Annotated in this window: 15 protein-coding genes and 1 riboswitch; of the genes, 12 read left to right on the forward strand and 3 right to left on the reverse strand. The window is 45.2% G+C overall.

The annotated features are described in order from the left end of the window. Positions 1 to 14: 14 nt before the first annotated feature. Positions 15 to 875, reverse strand: coding sequence for a lysophospholipid acyltransferase family protein (locus ICV39_RS03290; RefSeq protein WP_215390463.1), 861 nt, complete (start codon positions 873 to 875; stop codon positions 15 to 17). A 202-nt stretch (positions 876 to 1077) separates the two neighbouring features. Between ICV39_RS03290 and metK the strand changes: the two genes are divergently transcribed. The 3 genes from metK (at position 1078) to metF (ending at position 4813) form a co-directional block, all read left to right on the forward strand. Then, the gene (gene metK, locus ICV39_RS03295) at positions 1078 to 2244 is read left to right on the forward strand and encodes a methionine adenosyltransferase (RefSeq protein ID WP_173956573.1); all 1167 of its coding nucleotides are present in this window, start codon (positions 1078 to 1080) and stop codon (positions 2242 to 2244) included. A gap of 96 nt (positions 2245 to 2340) precedes the next feature. Further along, a riboswitch (S-adenosyl-L-homocysteine riboswitch) is annotated at positions 2341 to 2440 on the forward strand. A gap of 62 nt (positions 2441 to 2502) precedes the next feature. Next, positions 2503 to 3954 (forward strand): adenosylhomocysteinase, encoded by a 1452-nt coding sequence (gene ahcY, locus ICV39_RS03300; protein ID WP_215390464.1) that lies wholly within the window; start codon positions 2503 to 2505, stop codon positions 3952 to 3954. A gap of 28 nt (positions 3955 to 3982) precedes the next feature. Continuing rightward, positions 3983 to 4813, forward strand: coding sequence for a methylenetetrahydrofolate reductase [NAD(P)H] (metF, locus tag ICV39_RS03305; RefSeq protein WP_215390465.1), 831 nt, complete (start codon positions 3983 to 3985; stop codon positions 4811 to 4813). 1 nt (position 4814) lies between these two features. Here the strand turns inward: metF and ICV39_RS03310 are convergent, their stop codons facing one another. Further along, the gene (locus ICV39_RS03310; protein ID WP_215390466.1) at positions 4815 to 5441 is read right to left on the reverse strand and encodes a 5-formyltetrahydrofolate cyclo-ligase; all 627 of its coding nucleotides are present in this window, start codon (positions 5439 to 5441) and stop codon (positions 4815 to 4817) included. Between the two features lie 108 nt (positions 5442 to 5549). On the opposite strand from ICV39_RS03310, the gene ICV39_RS03315 reads away from it, so the two are divergent. From ICV39_RS03315 to ICV39_RS03325, 3 genes are read left to right on the forward strand one after another with little or no spacing between them, the layout of a single operon-like run. Further along, the gene (locus ICV39_RS03315; RefSeq protein WP_371816569.1) at positions 5550 to 7448 is read left to right on the forward strand and encodes a transglycosylase SLT domain-containing protein; all 1899 of its coding nucleotides are present in this window, start codon (positions 5550 to 5552) and stop codon (positions 7446 to 7448) included. Positions 7449 to 7466: 18 nt separating this feature from the next. Continuing rightward, positions 7467 to 8378 carry a complex I NDUFA9 subunit family protein gene (locus ICV39_RS03320; RefSeq protein WP_215390467.1) on the forward strand — a complete coding sequence of 304 codons (912 nt, stop codon included), beginning with the start codon at positions 7467 to 7469 and terminating at the stop codon, positions 8376 to 8378. Further along, entirely contained in the window at positions 8375 to 9502 is a 1128-nt protein-coding gene (locus ICV39_RS03325) for a polynucleotide adenylyltransferase (RefSeq protein WP_215390468.1), read from the forward strand. The genes ICV39_RS03320 and ICV39_RS03325 overlap by 4 nt, the downstream gene beginning before the upstream one ends. Positions 9503 to 9516: 14 nt before the next feature. On the opposite strand, the gene ICV39_RS03330 is transcribed toward ICV39_RS03325, so the two are convergent. Beyond that, positions 9517 to 10704, reverse strand: coding sequence for a class I SAM-dependent methyltransferase (locus ICV39_RS03330; RefSeq protein ID WP_215390469.1), 1188 nt, complete (start codon positions 10702 to 10704; stop codon positions 9517 to 9519). Between the two features lie 25 nt (positions 10705 to 10729). Between ICV39_RS03330 and ICV39_RS03335 the strand changes: the two genes are divergently transcribed. The 6 genes from ICV39_RS03335 (at position 10730) to ICV39_RS03360 (ending at position 17918) form a co-directional block, all read left to right on the forward strand. Continuing rightward, on the forward strand, positions 10730 to 11539 hold the full coding sequence (locus ICV39_RS03335) for an SDR family oxidoreductase (protein WP_215390470.1): 810 nt from the start codon (positions 10730 to 10732) through the stop codon (positions 11537 to 11539). A 36-nt stretch (positions 11540 to 11575) separates the two neighbouring features. Beyond that, positions 11576 to 11971 carry a dihydroneopterin aldolase gene (locus ICV39_RS03340; RefSeq protein ID WP_215390471.1) on the forward strand — a complete coding sequence of 132 codons (396 nt, stop codon included), beginning with the start codon at positions 11576 to 11578 and terminating at the stop codon, positions 11969 to 11971. 33 nt (positions 11972 to 12004) lie between these two features. Beyond that, positions 12005 to 12913: a tRNA 2-thiocytidine(32) synthetase TtcA gene (gene ttcA, locus ICV39_RS03345; RefSeq protein ID WP_215390472.1), complete on the forward strand. Its 909-nt coding sequence runs from the start codon at positions 12005 to 12007 to the stop codon at positions 12911 to 12913. Further along, positions 12910 to 14415 carry a bifunctional UDP-N-acetylglucosamine diphosphorylase/glucosamine-1-phosphate N-acetyltransferase GlmU gene (glmU, locus tag ICV39_RS03350; RefSeq protein WP_215390473.1) on the forward strand — a complete coding sequence of 502 codons (1506 nt, stop codon included), beginning with the start codon at positions 12910 to 12912 and terminating at the stop codon, positions 14413 to 14415. The genes ttcA and glmU overlap by 4 nt, the downstream gene beginning before the upstream one ends. Then, positions 14415 to 16247: a glutamine--fructose-6-phosphate transaminase (isomerizing) gene (gene glmS / locus ICV39_RS03355; RefSeq protein ID WP_215390474.1), complete on the forward strand. Its 1833-nt coding sequence runs from the start codon at positions 14415 to 14417 to the stop codon at positions 16245 to 16247. The genes glmU and glmS overlap by 1 nt, the downstream gene beginning before the upstream one ends. Before the next feature lie 186 nt (positions 16248 to 16433). Next, positions 16434 to 17918, forward strand: coding sequence for an efflux transporter outer membrane subunit (locus tag ICV39_RS03360; RefSeq protein WP_251372721.1), 1485 nt, complete (start codon positions 16434 to 16436; stop codon positions 17916 to 17918). Positions 17919 to 18046 lie beyond the last annotated feature (128 nt).

The following is an 18046-nucleotide window of genomic DNA, read 5'->3' on the forward strand; positions in this document are numbered from 1 at the left end:
ATGATAATGCCCTTTTAAGCGCTTGGCGGTAATTCCGCGCCCATTGGGTGTTTATAACGGTTGTATGACCAAATGAATTGTTCGGGAGCAATCAAGACGGCGTTTTCAATCGCTACGTTGAGTTCGGCAGCAGCCATGGCGGCATCTTCATTGAAGTGTGCAAGGCGTGTTGCTTGCATTAGCCATCCCCTTCCAATAGATTTACGCTTTGCCGTAAACATCACTACAGGAGTGTTGTTGCGATTTGCTAGACGCGCAGGCAGTGGTGTTGTGTAGGCCGGTCTTCCAAAGAATGGCACCCATACACCCTCACCACCGCTGGGTACTTGATCAGGGAGGATGCCAATGGCTTCACCACGAGTAAGTGCTCTCGTCATTTGACGTACGCCATTCAGGTTGGTTGGTACGAAGTGCATGTTGGGATATGCGCGCCCTTCCTCTACCACTTCATTAAGCCACTCTTGTCGTGATGGACGATACAAAATAGTTGCAGGAAAATGTTTTGCCAATACTCTTGGAATAATTTCAAAGCCACCGAGGTGTGGCGTCAGCATTACTAGGCCATGACCCTCTTGTATCGCACGTTCCACTAAATCCCAGTTTTGAATTTCTACTAAGTTAAGTGCTTTTTGTGGGTTGCGCCAAATCCATAAACTATCTGAAAAGAGCATTCCTGAAGCGCACACAGCCTCCCAAAGCTTAAAAGGTAAATCGCGTGCTTTGACGACAGCTTCATATTGAGGTCTAAATAGCGATCTGTATTGCTTTGACCCAAGGTAGGCAAGTAGCCCCAGGAAAGCCCCCAATACCTGCACGACTGCTAGGGGTAGCGCAGCGATGATATTGAGACCAATCTTTAAAAGGAATTTTTGCACCCCTCAATGATATTCAATGCTGTCATGAAGACCAAATTTCAGACCGTCTTGATGAATATTGGGGTTTTCAGATAGAATGGCACCATCGCTGAGTTAAGACAACTTGCAGGGCGATTCAAAAATTCTGCTAAAGCGTCGCCGTTGTAGTTCCAGGCACGTCGAGTTGTCCCATAGATCGTGTTAATTTTTAAAGGAATATGCAATGGCAAACGATTACTTCTTTACCTCAGAATCTGTTTCTGAAGGTCACCCCGATAAAGTAGCGGACCAAATTTCTGATTCGATTCTTGATGCCATCTTGGCGCAAGATCCAACTGCACGTGTTGCGGCAGAAACTTTGTGCAACACCGGCTTAGTTGTGTTGGCTGGTGAAATCACAACCAATGCAAACGTAGACTACATACAAGTCGCTCGCAATACTTTGCGTGAAATCGGCTATGACAACACTGCCTACGGTATCGATTACAAAGGTTGTGCGGTGCTGGTTGCTTATGACAAGCAAAGCCCAGATATTGCTCAAGGCGTAGATAAGGCGCACGATGATGGCTTGGACCAAGGCGCTGGCGACCAAGGCTTAATGTTTGGTTACGCTTGCGATGAAACTGCAGAACTCATGCCGCTACCAATTCATTTGTCACATCGCTTGGTTGAGCGTCAATCACAATTGCGCCGTGATGGTCGTTTGACATGGTTGCGTCCTGATGCAAAGTCACAGGTCACCTTACGTTATGTTGATGGCAAACCTGACTCTATTGATACTGTGGTCTTGTCTACTCAGCATGACGAAGATATTTCTTTGGAAAAATTGCGTGAGGCAGTAGTTGAAGAAATTATTAAGCCAGTATTACCAAAGCATCTGATCAAAGGCGCTATTAATTTCTTGGTGAATCCAACAGGTCGTTTCGTTATCGGTGGCCCACAAGGCGATTGCGGTTTAACTGGCCGCAAAATTATTGTGGATACCTACGGTGGTGCGGCTCCTCACGGCGGCGGCGCATTTTCAGGCAAGGATCCTTCAAAGGTTGACCGTTCAGCTGCATACGCTGGTCGTTATGTTGCTAAGAACGTCGTCGCTGCAGGTTTGGCAAGCAAGTGCTTAATTCAAATTTCTTATGCTATTGGTGTTGCAAAACCTACTTCAGTTATGGTGAGTACATTTGGCACTGGCAAGATTTCTGATGAGAAGATTGCGCAACTCGTATCAGAGCATTTTGATTTGCGTCCCAAAGGCATTGTGAAGATGCTTAATCTCCTACGTCCGATTTATCGCAAGACTGCAGCGTATGGTCACTTTGGTCGTGAAGAGCCAGAATTTACTTGGGAGCAAACAGACAAGGCTGCTGCATTGCGTGCGGCAGCAGGTCTATAAGCCCCATTTAGTGAATTAAAGAGTCAAAACGCGTTTTTAAGATGTGTTGAGACGCATTGAGGCGAAAGATGGCGAAATTGATTACAATTTCGCCATACCTTCAAGGAGCGTTGCAAGGATTGCCAGATTGGCACTTCCCCAGGCTTGAAGGGGCAAATCTTCAAAGGTTTGCTAATTGCAACTGCGCTCGCTAACCCATGATTCAAAGGCTAGCGAGTTTGTACTCCAGCATTGGATCGTATTTAGCTGGAGCATTACATGAATACCGTTTCTGATTTCAATTTAAAAGACTTTGTTGCAACTCGTTGCGCAATTGCGGATATTTCTTTGGCTGACTTTGGCCGTAAAGAAATTGCGATTGCTGAAACTGAGATGCCTGGCTTGATCGCCATTCGCGATGAGTTTGCTGCTCAGCAGCCATTGCGTGGCGCACGCATTACAGGCTCTTTGCATATGACTATTCAAACCGCAGTATTGATTGAGACTCTTGAAGCTCTTGGTGCGGAAGTGCAATGGGCTTCATGCAATATTTTCTCGACGCAAGATCACGCTGCTGCAGCGATTGCTGCAAACGGCACACCAGTTTTTGCTATCAAGGGCGAGACGCTTGAGCAGTACTGGGATTTCACTCATCGCATTTTTGAATGGGCTGATGGTGGCTATACCAATATGATTTTGGATGATGGTGGTGATGCCACTTTGTTATTGCATCTTGGTGCACGTGCTGAAAAGGATCAAGCCTGCTTAAATCATCCAACCAGTGAAGAAGAAACTATTCTTTTTGCCGCAATTAAGAAGAAGTTAGCTCAAGACCCAACTTGGTACTCCACTCGTTTAGAGAAAGTAAAAGGCGTTACCGAGGAAACTACAACGGGCGTACATCGTTTGTATCAAATGTTTGCCAAAGGCGATTTGAAATTCCCAGCAATTAACGTGAATGACTCTGTAACCAAGAGCAAGTTCGACAATCTTTATGGTTGCCGTGAGTCTTTGGTTGACGCAATTAAGCGCGCTACCGATGTGATGGTTGCCGGTAAGGTTGCCGTGGTTTGTGGTTATGGCGATGTGGGCAAAGGTTCTGCACAAGCTTTACGTGCTCTGTCTGCTCAGGTATGGGTAACTGAAGTTGATCCAATTTGTGCACTTCAAGCCGCCATGGAAGGTTATCGTGTGGTAACAATGGATTACGCCGCAGACAAGGCTGATATTTTTGTATCAGCAACTGGCAACTACCATGTGATTACACATGACCATATGGTGAAGATGAAGGATCAGGCGATTGTTTGTAACATCGGCCACTTCGATAATGAGATCGATGTTGCTGGTATCGAGAAATACAAGTGGGAAGAGATTAAGCCACAAGTGGATCATGTGATTTTCCCTGCGGCCAATGGCATGCCTGAGAAGCGTTTAATCATCTTAGCTAAAGGTCGTTTGGTGAATTTGGGTTGCGGTACTGGCCACCCTTCTTATGTGATGAGCTCTTCATTCGCGAATCAAGTGATCGCTCAGATTGAGTTATGGAATGCGGTTGGCACTAACAAATATCCAATTGGCGTATATACCTTACCGAAGCATTTGGATGAGAAAGTTGCACGCTTGCAGTTGAAGAAGCTAAATGCTCAGCTGACTGAATTGACAGACCAGCAAGCCGCTTATATCGGCGTTACTAAAGAAGGTCCATACAAGCCCGAGCACTATCGTTATTAATCTGCTGTTAGATATCTAGGTCCCAATCATGGAATTAAGCGTTGAGTTCTTCCCTCCAAAAACACCTGAAGGTGAGAATAAGCTGCACCTAGTGCGTGAGCGTTTCAGTGAAACACTGAAACCTTCGTTTTATTCCGTGACTTTTGGGGCCGGCGGTTCTACTCAGTCAGGCACATTAAAAGTAGTCAGTGATATTCATGCTGCGGGGGCTGCTGTTGCCCCGCATTTATCCTGCGTTGGTAGCTCGCGTGAGAGCGTTCGTGAAATGCTCAAGCAATATCAGGCTTTAGGGGTGAAGCGAATCGTAGCCTTGCGCGGTGACTTGCCATCAGGCATGGGTCAGTATGGTGAATTCCATCACGCTAATGAATTGGTAGAGTTCATTCGTGCAGAGACGGGTGATTGGTTCCATATTGATGTGGCTGCATATCCAGAGACACATCCACAAGCAAAGTCACCTGCAAGTGATATCGATTTCTTTGTGCAAAAAATGAAAGCGGGCGCAAACTCTGCTGTTACTCAGTATTTTTATAACAGTGATGCGTATTTTCGTTTTGTAGACGAAGCCTATGATTTGGGCGTTACCCAACCAATCATCGCTGGCATCATGCCGATTACTAATAGCAGTCAATTGCTGCGATTCTCGGATGCCTGTGGTGCTGAGATTCCTCGCTGGATTCGTTTGCGACTTCAATCATATGGAGATGACATAGCCTCGATTCGTGCATTTGGCGAAGAGGTTGTAACGGACTTGTGTGATCAGCTTCTAACTGCTGGCGCACCAGGCTTACATTTTTATTCTCTAAATCAAGCTGATGCCGTATTGGCTATCGCGGAGAATTTAGAGTTAACAAATTAAGTTAACGCAGCAAACCAGATTCGGTGAGCAGCATATCTAAAGGCTCATCATGAGTTTGAGCGGACCACTGAGCATCATCTAATTTTTGCCAATCAAATCCAATCCCAATACAAATCAGTTTGGGATTTTTTTTGCGTAATTCTGATAATGTGCGATCAAAGTAGCCGCCGCCGTAACCCAATCGCCAATAGTGTGTTTTGCCATTGGCGGTTGAGCCTGACCAGCCCACACAGGGTATGAAGATGCAGTCTGGATCAAGAATGGGTCTGCTCTCATTATTTGGAATTGGTTCAAGAACGCCATGCTTGCTAGGGATCAAGCTATCGCCATCGCGCCATTCAAAAAAATCTAGGTGTTTATCCGGGCGAGCATAGGGCAAAGCTAAGCGCCGCCCCTTATCGCTGCTGGCCCAGCTAAGTAAAGGGGCTCTTATGTCGAGCTCATCTTGAATCGGCCAATATAGGGCAATTGCGCGCAGGGCTTTGCCCTCGCTAGTAAGAAATTCTTGAATGGTGGAAATTAGCTTCTCTCTAATTTGAGGGAAAGCGCTTTTCGCAGCAAATTCCTTGCGTTGTTTTAATAATTCTTGGCGTAGAGATTTTGGTGAATTACCGTGCATATCGACCATTATCGGGCGAAAATTAGAAAATATAGTAAATAAGGTTAGATAGTGAAAAAGACGCATCAGATTCTGAGAGGGTATTGTGTTCGCTGGGCTGGAGTATTGGCTTTGGGGATGGTTTTTGCCATGCCAAGCGCATTCGCAGAGAAAACTAAAAAACCAAAACTGCCGAAGTCTTATGAAAGCAAAGTAGCGCCCGCAGAAATAACTGATACAGATCGCATGTTTATCGACTTGCGTGAGGCGGCCAAAAAGAATGATGTATTTCGAACACAGCAACTATCCTCGGCTTTAGTCAATTACCCGTTTGATGATTACGTAGCCTATTTTCGAATCAAGCCGCAAATGTTTGATAGTTCAGGTAGCCCGCGAAATGACTATGCCGCTGACTCACAAGTGGTTGCGTTTTTGAATCAATATCAGGGAACCGCATTGGCGGATCGCATGCGTAATGATTGGTTGCTGGTGCTTGGCAAACGTAAAGATTGGGCACGCTTTGATGCGGAGTATGCCAAGTTTGTATTGGACGATGACACTCAAGTGAAGTGTTATTCCTTGTTATCTAAATTGTCGCAAGGAGAAAATCCAACCAAGTTGGCAATCGATTCACGCGCGGTTTTGTTGGACCCCAGTTATTTTGGGCAGGCATGCCAGGAGTTGGTTCCTGCCTTGGTGGGCGCGGGCGGCATGACGCCAAGTGAGGCAAAGGCGATTGGTCGTGCCGCAAGCGAAAAAGGTTATGACACGATGGCGCGACGCCTTGGTGGCGATGATCCCATTGGTGATATTGTGAAAGTAGCTAAGACGGATCCTGTAAAAGCTTATCGAGATTTTTCTCAAATAGCATCGCGCTACAGCAAAGAAAACCAAGCACTCGCTTGGGGTGTAATTGGCCAATTTCTGGCAAAGAAATTAGATCCGAATGCCGATGATGCATACCGCTTGCAGCAAGATCTCGGTTACAACGAGTTGTTATCTGTAGAGTCGCAAGAATGGAAAGTGCGCGCTGGTTTGCGCGCAAAAGATTGGGTCTTGGTTAAGAATGCGATTGATGGCATGAATCCTGCAGTGAGAAGCAAAGATCCTGCGTGGACTTATTGGTATGGCCGCGCATTAAAAGCAGAAGGTCAAGATGCAAAAGCAAAAGAAAGCTTTGAGCTAATCGCAGATCAATACAACTTTTATGGTCAATTGGCTCGTGAGGAGTTGGGCAAGCCAAATCAAGCGCCTAGTCGCACCAAAGTTTCTGAGCAAGAAATTGATGCCATGGCAAGTCGCAAAGGATTTGTTCGTGGCGAACGTTTGTATGCCATGAATTTGCGTTTTGAAGGTAATCGCGAGTGGAATTGGGAGTTACGCAATATGACGGATAAGCAGCTTTTGGCTGCTGCTGAATATGCTAAGCGTATCAATTTGTATGATCGCGTTGTAAATACTGCGGATCGTACAAAACAAGAGCACGATTTTCACTTACGCTATCCCACCCCTTATCGCGATGAGCTATCGCCAATCGCAAGACAGATTGATTTAAATCTAGCGTGGGCGTATGGACTCATTCGCCAAGAATCGCGCTTCATCATGAATGCGTCTTCTTCAGTAGGGGCCTCTGGATTGATGCAGGTTATGCCTAATACCGCAAAGTATGTCGCCAAGAAGATTGGTATGACCAATTACACCAACGATAAATTAAGCGATACGAACACCAATCTGACATTGGGGAGCAACTATCTCAATATGGTCTTGATCGATTTGGATGGCTCATGGGTGTTAGCTTCCGCGGCCTATAACGCTGGCCCATCACGTTCTAAAGCATGGCGCGAAAAGTTAACTGGCCCAACTGAGGGCGCGATTTTTGCCGAAACCATTCCGTTTAATGAAACACGTACTTATGTCAAGAATGTGTTGTCAAACGCAAATTACTATTCCTCAGTATTGAACGGTCAAACGCAGTCATTAAAACAACGTTTAGGTGTAATTACACCTAAAGCAGCCACACAATCTGAGTTACCTTAAGTTGTTAAGAGGGATTCTATGCAATATGACATTTTGTTAATTGGGGGAAATGGTTTTGTAGGGCGAGTCTTGGCTGCGCAATTGCAATTGGCTGGTTACTCTGTATTGATCCCCTCTGGTCATCCATCCACTGGCCGTGAATTGCGTTTGTTGCCAAAAGTGCATATTGAAGAAGTCGATATTCACGAGTTTGATGCCTTGCAAGATTTATGTTCGCGTATCAAGCTAAACGGTGCGGTGATTAATTTAGTTGGTGTGTTACACGATAGGCCGGCTAAGCCTTATGGCAAGGTATTTAAATCTGCTCATGTTGATTTACCTAAAAATATTATTACTGCAATGCAGTTGCATGGTCTGAAGCGTTATCTTCATATGAGCGCTCTTGGCGCTAGCTCTAAAGGACCATCGATGTATCAACGAAGCAAGGGTGATGGCGAGTTGGCAGTGAAGGCAAGCAATCTGGATTGGACTATTTTTAGACCATCAGTGATTTTTGGTGCTCAAGATCAATTTATAAATTTGTTCACTAAGCTTACAAAGCTATTCCCATTAATGCCGCTGGCGAACTATGGAGCAAAATTTCAGCCAGTTAGCGTAGATGATGTAGCAAGCGCTTTTGTAAAAGCGCTACATATGCCGCTGACAATTCACCAATCTTATGATTTGGTGGGTCCCAAGGTATATACGATGCAAGAGATTGTGGAATTGGCTAAACGAAAAGCAAAAACTTCTTGCTGGATTATTCCTGTGCCGGCTTTCGTGGGCCACTTACAGGCATTAGCCTTTGAGTTTTTGCCTGGACCCACGCTGATGTCACGGGACAATATTGCTTCAATGCAATTGCCAAATATTCTTCCTGAAAATAGTATCGACGCATTAACGCAAGTATTTAAACTGAGTCGCCATCATCTGGAAAGCGACCCAGAATGAAGATCTACGCTGTTGGCGGAGCGATACGCGATGCCTTGATGGGATTGCCGGTACACGATATTGATTACGTTGTGGTCGGATCTAGCGTAGAGGAAATGATTGCTAAAGGGTTTCGTCCTGTTGGCAAAGATTTTCCAGTCTTTTTGCATCCTGATACACAGGCTGAATATGCTTTAGCGCGTACTGAGCGCAAGACTGGCAAAGGCTATAAAGGGTTTCATTTTTACGCAGATCCATCTGTCACTCTAGAGCAAGATTTACTACGCCGTGATTTGACGATTAATGCGATGGCCCAAGAAGTTGGCGAAGACGGAAGTTTGCATGGCCCAATTTTGGATCCCTATAACGGTCAACAAGATTTAGCTGCTAAAGTTTTTCGACATGTTTCAGATGCATTTGCTGAAGATCCACTTCGCCTATTGCGTATTGCCCGTTTTGCTGCGCGCTTTCCAGACTTCAGTGTTGCTGATGAAACAATGTTGGCATTGAAAGCAATTGTTCAGGCGGATGAGTTACGCGCCTTATCTGCCGAGCGTATTTGGCAAGAGCTGGCCAGGGGTTTGGTTGCTAGTAGGCCTATGCATATGTTTCAAGTCTTGCTCAACACGGGGGCAGCAGCAACACTCTTGGCGCCAACACTCGCAGTGCAATTGTCACAAGAAGAATTTCGTGAGGCAATGTTGATTCATTTGAGCGCGGCGGGAAATTCATTGGAAGAGCGCTGTGCGGTAGTTTTGATGGATATACCCGCTGCAGAGATTCATTCTTGGGCTGATTGTGTTCGCATGCCAATAGAGGTTCGTGACTTTAGCGAAATCTTTAGCGAGTTATTAGTGTTGATTAATAAGAGTCAACTTCAATTTCAGCCCGTGGATGTGTTGGCTTGGTTCAATCGCGCGGATGTATGGCGCAAGCCTGATCGCGGACAAGCTTTGCTCAATCTTGCCCAAAACCTTGGCTTGGGTGTGATGCCATTAATTAAAGCGATGCGTAACGTACAAGCGCTCAATACCGCAGAGATTATTGCTGGAATAGCTGCTGAAGATCGATCTAATGGTGAACGTATTGGCAGTGCGTTTGAGGTGGCAAGATTGGCCGCTATTACAGCGGCACTTAAAGCCTAATTCTTGCGGCCTGTTTAAAGCCGATTTCTGCCACGCAATCCAGGTAAGTCCTCTAAAGAATGTCCTGGAAGGAACTGCTCCAGATTTTTAGAAAAGGCAAATGCTTTAAATAATTCACCCATCTCGGCTTCCGATAGCAATTTTTGTAATGAGTTAGAGATTGGCAGGAATGTTTCTGGATTGCTGGGGTCGCCAATCTCTAGCGCGATATCACCAATACCAGCATCTAAAAGATAAGCCGCCTGATTCGTTAAATAAACATCATCAGCGTTTTCTGCTAACGCAGCACGTGCAATTTGCGACCACTCAACGTGAGTTGTTAGATCGCATAGCCCTGGTAGATAAAACGGATCTTGAATCGCATGATGGCGATGATGTGCCATCAGCGTTCCTTCAGTTCTTTGCGAGTGGTAATACTCGCTCTCAGGAAAACCGTAATCAAGCGTGAGGAATAAACCACTATCTAAATGTTTTGTAACCTGATGCATCCAGGCGATCGCAGGCGAATGTAGTTCGGTGACATAACCCTCAGGAAAATTACCAGTCAACAAAGTTTCAGGAAGAAGACTTTGATTAACAGGAGCACCAGTTTTCCAAATGAGCTTATTATTTTCGAAGGCTACGCCATGCGAATACCAAAAACCATTTTGATAAATGATGGTGTCGCAGGGAATCGCATCAATCACTTCGTTTGCCAAGATAACACCCGAAAAATTTTTCGGTAGTTCACTTAGCCACTGACACTGAGTCGGAATATTGAGCTCTTTGACGGTCTTTTGAATGTGCTCTTTTTGACGTTGAGCTAGATCCGGAGAGATTTCAATAATGCTGTAGGTGTCTAGGGTCAACCCAAGATCTCGAAGGCGAGTCAGTATAGATGTTGCCAATTTGCCAGTGCCTGCACCAAATTCTAATATCTGGGTAGGTAATCTTTTCTGCTGAAGACCCTCAAGCACTGGAATGAGGGTTGAGCAAATCGCTGCCCCAAATAGCGGGCTAAGCTCAGGCGCGGTTGTGAAATCTCCACCAGCACCCAGTTTGTGAGCCCCTGCGCTGTAATAGCCCATTCCGGGCTCATACAGGGCCATCTCCATATAGCGAGAAAAAGGTAGCCAGCCGCCCTGGGAGGCGATCTGAGAGGCTATTTTTGCCTTTAGAAGCTCGCTATGCTCCGTTTCTAGGCTGGTCAAGGTAATATCCATAGCTCGCTAGTCTAAGAGAATTTAATTGAACCCGAGTTCAGTCCACCCTTCAGAGCAACAAAAAGCAGTTTTAGTGACTGGTGCTGGTAAGCGCCTGGGTCGTGAAATTGCTTTGCAGTTTGCGCGCCAAGGATGGGAAGTGGCAGTTCATTATGGCCGTTCTCGCCAAGAAGCAGAGGGAACCGTAGCCGACATCCAGCGTCTAGGCATGAAGGCTATTGCATTTCAGGCTGACTTGGCGATTGAGGGTGCTGTCAAAACGCTATTTTTCGATGTGGCTCAACAGTTTCCTAATTTGCACTGTTTGGTGAATAGCGCTTCAATTTTTGAATATGACCGCGCTAACTCCAGCACACCTTTAACTGGCAGATCTTTGTTGGATCATGTGCAGGTCAATTTACTGGCGCCTGTTTTGCTGGCGCAATGCATGTTTGCATTCCAAAAAGAGAAGAAACAAACGTCTGATGTAATTGCATCTGTAATTCAGTTGCTTGATCAAAAGTTAATTAATCTCAATCCAGATTACCTGTCATACACACTATCAAAAGCAGGCCTTGCTTCTTCAGTTGAAACTTTGGCAATGGATTTTGCTCCTTATCTCAGAGTGGTTGGATTAGCACCGGGTATTTCACTGCCATCGGGCGATCAATCGCAATCAGGGTTTGCTCAAGCCCATAAGATGACTCCTTTAGGTCAATCATCTACGCCGGCGGATATCGCAAGTGCAGCTGTATTCTTGGCTAACGCTAATGCCATTACAGGAACGACACTGTATGTAGACGGCGGCCAACATTTATTACCCTCATCACGTGATGTGATGTTTAAAACGAACTAAGTATTCATACAAAGCATTTAGAAAAATTCCCCATTTATGCACGCCATTCTTTCGCATCCCGCTTTAATTGACTGTCGCCGTTTGTTTTTGCGCGACTATGAAATTTATATCAATATTGGCGTTCATGACTTTGAAAAAAAAGCAGAGCAACGCGTGATTTTGAATGTAGATCTATATATTCCTCTTGCTATGAATACGCCAACACACGATCAATTAAATGAAGTGGTTGATTACGATTTCATGCGTGAGACTATTAAAGAGATTGCTGCCAAAGGGCATATTCAGCTTCAAGAAACGTTTTGCGATGAGATTGTTAGCGCGATGTTGGCGCATCCTAAAGTATTGGCGGCCCGCGTAAGCACCTCTAAACCCGATGTGTATCCAGATTGCCATTCAGTTGGCGTAGAAGTATTTCGGATCAAGCAGTCGTAAATATTAGATATATTGCAAAAGAACTAAGTGCTTATGGGCGATATACGAAAAATTGTTTTTGAAGAAAACAAATTAGAAAAAAAGCTTTGTCGCTTGGTTGGCCAAGCTATTGGCGATTTTGGCATGATCGAGGATGGCGATAAGGTAATGGTATGTGTGTCTGGCGGCAAAGACAGCTATGCCATGCTGGATATTTTGATGAAGTTGCGCGAACGTGCGCCGATCAATTTTGAAATTGTGGCCGTCAATTTAGATCAGAAGCAGCCTAATTTCCCAGCGGAAATATTGCCCAACTATCTGAAGAGTTTAGGCATTCAGTTTCATATCGAAGAGCAGGATACTTACAGCATCGTCAAGCGCGTTATTCCAGAAGGTAAAACGACCTGCGGACTCTGTTCGCGCTTACGTCGCGGGATCTTATATCGAGTTGCGGATGAGTTGGGCGCTACAAAAATTGCTCTTGGCCACCATCGTGACGACATTCTTGAAACGCTCATGCTCAATATGTTCTATGCAGGCAAGCTTAAAGGTATGCCGCCTAAATTGAGATCTGATGATGGTAAGCATATTGTGATTAGGCCGCTTGCTTATGTGCCTGAGAAATTGCTGGAGCGTTATGCAGGCGACATGAACTTCCCCATTATTCCCTGTGATCTTTGTGGCAGTCAGCCCAATTTACAGCGCCAGGTGATGAAAGAAATGTTGCGCGATTGGGAAAAGAAGCACCCAGGTCGAGTAGAAAATCTGTTCCGCTCAATGCACCATATTGTTCCGTCACATTTAATGGATTCCGAGGCTTTTGACTTCAAAAATCTTGAGATTTCAACTGAGCTCTCAGGTGTAGCTGCAAGGTCTTCGGGAGACAAGGCAATTGATGAGTCAGAATTAGATGAATTGGCTTGCGGAACCCTTGTGCAAGGGACTTATAATCCCCCTTTATGAATATCGTCATATTGGCTGCCGGGCAGGGAAAGCGGATGAAATCCGCATTACCAAAGGTTTTACAAACACTGGCAGGCAAACCCCTTTTGCATCATGTTCTCGATACCGCTCTAGCGCTTCAAGGTAAAACTTCAAAAAAGGGTCCAGTAGTAGTTATTGGCCATGGCGCTGACGACGTAAAAGAATTTTTATCCAGCACTGCTAAAGAAGATGTCAGATTTAGTAAAGTGAGCACTGCGCTTCAAGCGCAGCAAAAAGGTACGGGCCATGCTCTATTGCAAGCATTGCCAAAATTAGATACACAAGAGCCAACTTTGGTTTTGTATGGAGATGTTCCTCTTACAACTCAAAAGACATTAAGTAAGTTGTCTAAATTGGCTGATGGCGTACGTGGTAAAAATTGTGCCTTAGCTTTGCTGACCCAGAATTTGAGTAATCCTACGGGTTATGGTCGCATCGTGCGTGATGCTGATGGCTCTGTAAAAGAAATTGTTGAAGAAAAAGATGCTTCAGTGGCACAGAAGGCCATTCAAGAAATTAATACCGGCATCATGGTGTTGCCAACAAATTCTTTAAAGAAATGGCTCAAAGCTTTACGTGCTAGCAATGCCCAGGGTGAGTATTACTTGACTGATGTAATTGCAATGGCGGTAAAAGATGGTGTGCCTATTCGCACAGCACAGGCTGATAATGAATATGAAACTATTGGCGTTAACAGTCGCGAGCAATTAGCAAGCTTAGAGCGCGTACATCAGCTCAATATTGCAAATCAGTTGATGGACTCAGGGGTATCGCTTGCTGATCCTGCGCGTATTGATGTTCGTGGCACTTTAGAGTGTGGGGAAGATGTATTTATTGATGTTGGTTGTGTGTTTGAGGGTTGCGTTACCTTAGCCGCTGGCACAAAAATTGGACCATATTGCATTATTCGCAATAGCGTGATTGGCAAGGATGTTGTGATTCATGCATACAGCCATATTGATGGCGCTAAGGTTGGTAACCAGTCTCTTATTGGCCCTTATGCACGCCTAAGGCCTGGTGCTGATTTATCAAATGATGTGCATATTGGAAATTTTGTTGAGGTAAAGAACAGCAAAATTGCAGCAAACAGCAAAGCAAATCACTTGGCTTATGTTGGAGATTCTATTGTTGGTACAAGAGTCAACATTGGCGCGGGCACCATTACTTGCAATTACGATGGTGTTAACAAACACCAGACCATTATTGAGGATGACGTCTTCATTGGTTCCGATACTCAGTTAGTTGCGCCAGTGCGTGTAGGGCGTGGTGCTACTCTGGGGGCAGGAACAACACTTACCAAAGATGCGCCAGCTAATCAGTTAACTGTTTCAAGAGCGAAACAAATTTCTTTGCAGTGGCAACGTCCAGTAAAAAAAGAAAAAGTTGTTTCTAAGAAATTAGTTGCTAAAAAAGTAACAGTTAAAAAAACGATATCAAAAAAGCCCTTAAAAAAAGTGGTTAAAGCTAAGGGCAAAAAATAATGTGCGGCATTGTTGGCGCAGCCTCTCATCAAAATATCGTTGAGGTATTGGTAGAGGGTTTGCGCCGCCTTGAATATCGTGGCTATGATTCTTGTGGCTTCGCAGTTATCAATGGCGATGACGCAAAACATCCTATTGAGCGCGCTCGTACTACTGCTCGTGTTTCTGAATTAGCTGAGCAAGGTAAAGATTTCAAGGGAACTCTTGGAATCGCCCATACCCGTTGGGCGACGCACGGCAAGCCAGACACTCAAAATGCCCACCCTCATATTTCAAATGGACTCATTGCGGTAGTTCATAACGGCATTATTGAGAATTATGAAGTTCTGCGTACGGAGTTAAAAGCGGCTAGCTATGTTTTTAGTTCTGAGACTGATACAGAAGTAATTGCCCATTTAATTCATCAGCAATATGTTGGTGACGGTCAAAAAAGTATTGCAGATGCAGTCAAAGCGGTATTGCCAAAGTTGCATGGAGCTTATGCGATTGGCGTGATCGCGCAAGATAACCCCGCAACATTGGTGGGTGCGCGAGTTGGCTCCCCATTAGTGATCGCGCTTGGCAACCAAGAAAATTTCTTGGCATCAGATGCCCTTGCTTTAGCGGGCCGCGCTCACTCTATGATGTATTTAGAAGAAGGCGATGTGGCTGTCTTGAGGGCTGGGAGCGTCGAGGTATTGGATCAAAGTGGTAAGTTAGTTGAGCGTGAGCGCAAGCCTATGCCAGCGCAAGCGGATTCCGTCGATCTTGGCCCTTATCAGCATTACATGCAAAAAGAAATCTTTGAGCAACCCAGAGCAATTGGCGATACGCTTGCCAATATTGCTTCATTTGGACCAGAGTTATTTGGTGCTAAACCAGATGAGTGGCAGGGATTCGATCAAATTTTGATTTTGGCTTGTGGAACTAGTTATTACTCGGCATGCGTTGCTAAGTATTGGCTAGAAGATATTGCAGGCATTCCAACCCAAGTAGAAATTGCTAGCGAATATCGCTATCGCACAACCGTTCCAAATCCAAAAGCATTAGTTGTGGTGGTTTCGCAATCGGGTGAAACGGCTGATACCTTAGCAGCATTGCGTCATGCCAAGGAGCTTGGACATCGTTACACATTGGCTATTTGCAACGTTGCAAGTAGCGCTATGGTTCGCGAAACCCTCTGGCATTTCTTAACTAAGGCCGGTACAGAAATCGGTGTTGCTTCAACTAAAGCATTTACTACGCAGTTGCTAGCTCTATATCTGCTAGCCATATCGCTAGCAAAACGCGCTGGAAAAGTGAGCGCTGAAAAAGAAAAAGAGTTGTTACGCGAGTTGCGTCATTTACCCAAGGCATTGCATGCGGTGTTGGCGCTTGAGCCACAGATCATGGCTTGGAGTGATGCTTTCTCGAAATGTGAGAACGCGCTCTTCTTGGGTCGCGGGCTCCACTACCCAATTGCCCTTGAGGGCGCATTGAAGCTTAAAGAGATTTCTTATATTCATGCGGAAGCCTACCCCGCTGGCGAACTTAAGCATGGACCATTGGCGCTAGTAACAGACAAAATGCCAGTAGTAACTGTTGCACCCAATGACGTACTTCTTGAAAAACTGAAGTCCAATATGCAAGAGGTGAAGGCACGTGGCGGCAAGCTTTATGTCTTTGCTGATCAAGACACCGAAATTGTGAATAGCGACGGCATTAATGTGATTCGATTGCCAGAGCACTATGGAAATCTTTCACCTATTCTGCATGTTGTTCCGTTGCAGTTATTGGCGTATCACACAGCATGTGCTCGTGGCACAGATGTTGATAAGCCACGTAATTTAGCGAAAAGCGTAACAGTCGAATAATTTTTTTACTTATTTGACTTTGACACAAACTTGTGTACAAATTTCAGTAGATAAATCAGGGTGTTACGCAACCCCAACATCATTTTTGTGTTCAAATAACTCTTACAAAAGAGAATATTTGCCGCACCCATGTTTTTTTTAAAGATCCCTTCTTTCTCGTATTCCAAGCTGCTCCCGATTCTATGCGTGAGCTTACTTTCAGCATGTGCGGTTGGTCCTGACTTTAAGCAACCTGAGGCGCCTAAAACCTCTTCTTACACCGAAGGCCCTGTAGCCAAGAAATTAGCAACCGCCCCTGGTGTTCCGGGTGGAACGGATCAAGAGTTTGTCGAGGGTGCTGATATCGAAGCGCAGTGGTGGGAGTTATATAAATCCCCTGAACTGGATGCCTTAATTAAAAAAGCATTGGAACAAAATCCAAATTTAGGTGCTGCTGATGCTGCATTGCGCGCATCTCAGGAAAACGTAAATGCTCAAATTGGTGGGCAATACTTTCCTGCTATAGGTCTTGGTGCAGGCGCTAGTCGTCAGCTGCAACCTTCGGCTATTTATGGCTTGCCATACGGATCTGATACCTACAATCTTTACAACACCTCTGTGAATGTTAGCTACAAACTGGATGTGTTTGGAGGGGCTCGTCGCGCAGTAGAAGGTGCTAGAGCACAGGCAGAAGTTGCGCAATTCCAGCTGGAGGGTGCATACCTCTCTTTGACGGCCAATGTGGTCACCAGCGCAGTAAGAGAAGCTGCTCTGCGAGCGCAGATGAGTGCCACGGAAGAAATCTTGAAGGCGCAAACTAATCTTGCTGAAGTAACAGAAAAGCAATTGGTGATTGGTACGGTTTCGAAAGTCGATGTCACTTCCCAAAGAACATTGGTATCGAATTCACAAGTCGATTTATTAAATTACGAAAGAAATTTAGCGTTCACACGTAATCAACTCGCAGTCTTAGTGGGCGAGGTGCCTAGTAATGCTGATATTGCACATTTTGATTTAAGCAAATTGCATTTGCCTGAAAAATTGCCACTCTCAGTCCCGTCAAGTCTTGTACGCCAACGTCCAGATGTTCGCGCAGCTGAAGCTCAATTAAAAGCGCAGAATGCATTTGTTGGGGTTGCCACGGCAAACTTGTTGCCGCAATTTAATATCACTGGATCCATTGGTTCTGCCGCGCTTACTTCTGCGGCGCTATTTGGTCCTAACTCTGCTTTATGGTCTATTGGTGGCGGAATCTTGCAGCCCTTGTTCCAGGGCGGTCAATTGTTGGCACAGCGTCGTGGCGCACTGGCCAATTATGAGCAGGCGGCTTTTCAATATCAAGCGACAGTCTTGAATGCATTTCAGGAAGTTGCCAATGCCCTACGCGCTCTAGAGACTGGTGCTCAAGCACTTAAGGCGGCTTCTGATGCAGAGCGTTATGCCTATGAAACTTTGGATCTTGTGCAACAACAATACAAACTCGGAACAGCAAGTTATTTGGCGGTGCTCTATTACCAAAATCAGTATCAACAAGCCAAAGTGAAATCCGTTGCTGCTCAAGCAACGCGATTTTCTGATACGGCAGCATTATTTGCAGCATTAGGCGGCGGCTGGTGGAATCGCGTTGGTCCAGCCTTCAAACCAAAAGACATCGCAAACAAAGATCAAAATGAAACTTCTGGAAACAATTAAAAGCAAACTGATTGCTGCTGTCATTGCCATCTGGGCATGGTTAAAGTTGAAGGCAGTGCAATGGAAGTTGCGTGAAAAAGCCCTTTCCTTTTGGGAAAAAGCTAAATCATTTTATGCACGCATGGGGG

Origin of the sequence: Polynucleobacter sp. MWH-UH25E, assembly GCF_018687095.1 — a bacterium.
Taxonomy (GTDB): Bacteria; Pseudomonadota; Gammaproteobacteria; order Burkholderiales; family Burkholderiaceae; genus Polynucleobacter.

What these genes read in the sequence shown, in the direction of transcription:
- ICV39_RS03330 (WP_215390469.1), bottom strand. Translation starts at nt 10,704, where the DNA reads ATGGATATTACCTTGACCAGCCTAGAAACGGAGCATAGCGAGCTTCTA.
- glmS (WP_215390474.1), top strand. Translation starts at nt 14,415, where the DNA reads ATGTGCGGCATTGTTGGCGCAGCCTCTCATCAAAATATCGTTGAGGTA.
- ICV39_RS03340 (WP_215390471.1), top strand. Translation starts at nt 11,576, where the DNA reads ATGCACGCCATTCTTTCGCATCCCGCTTTAATTGACTGTCGCCGTTTG.
- ahcY (WP_215390464.1), top strand. Translation starts at nt 2,503, where the DNA reads ATGAATACCGTTTCTGATTTCAATTTAAAAGACTTTGTTGCAACTCGT.
- metK (WP_173956573.1), top strand. Translation starts at nt 1,078, where the DNA reads ATGGCAAACGATTACTTCTTTACCTCAGAATCTGTTTCTGAAGGTCAC.
- glmU (WP_215390473.1), top strand. Translation starts at nt 12,910, where the DNA reads ATGAATATCGTCATATTGGCTGCCGGGCAGGGAAAGCGGATGAAATCC.
- metF (WP_215390465.1), top strand. Translation starts at nt 3,983, where the DNA reads ATGGAATTAAGCGTTGAGTTCTTCCCTCCAAAAACACCTGAAGGTGAG.
- ICV39_RS03310 (WP_215390466.1), bottom strand. Translation starts at nt 5,441, where the DNA reads ATGGTCGATATGCACGGTAATTCACCAAAATCTCTACGCCAAGAATTA.
- ICV39_RS03315 (WP_371816569.1), top strand. Translation starts at nt 5,550, where the DNA reads ATGGTTTTTGCCATGCCAAGCGCATTCGCAGAGAAAACTAAAAAACCA.
- ttcA (WP_215390472.1), top strand. Translation starts at nt 12,005, where the DNA reads ATGGGCGATATACGAAAAATTGTTTTTGAAGAAAACAAATTAGAAAAA.
- ICV39_RS03325 (WP_215390468.1), top strand. Translation starts at nt 8,375, where the DNA reads ATGAAGATCTACGCTGTTGGCGGAGCGATACGCGATGCCTTGATGGGA.
- ICV39_RS03320 (WP_215390467.1), top strand. Translation starts at nt 7,467, where the DNA reads ATGCAATATGACATTTTGTTAATTGGGGGAAATGGTTTTGTAGGGCGA.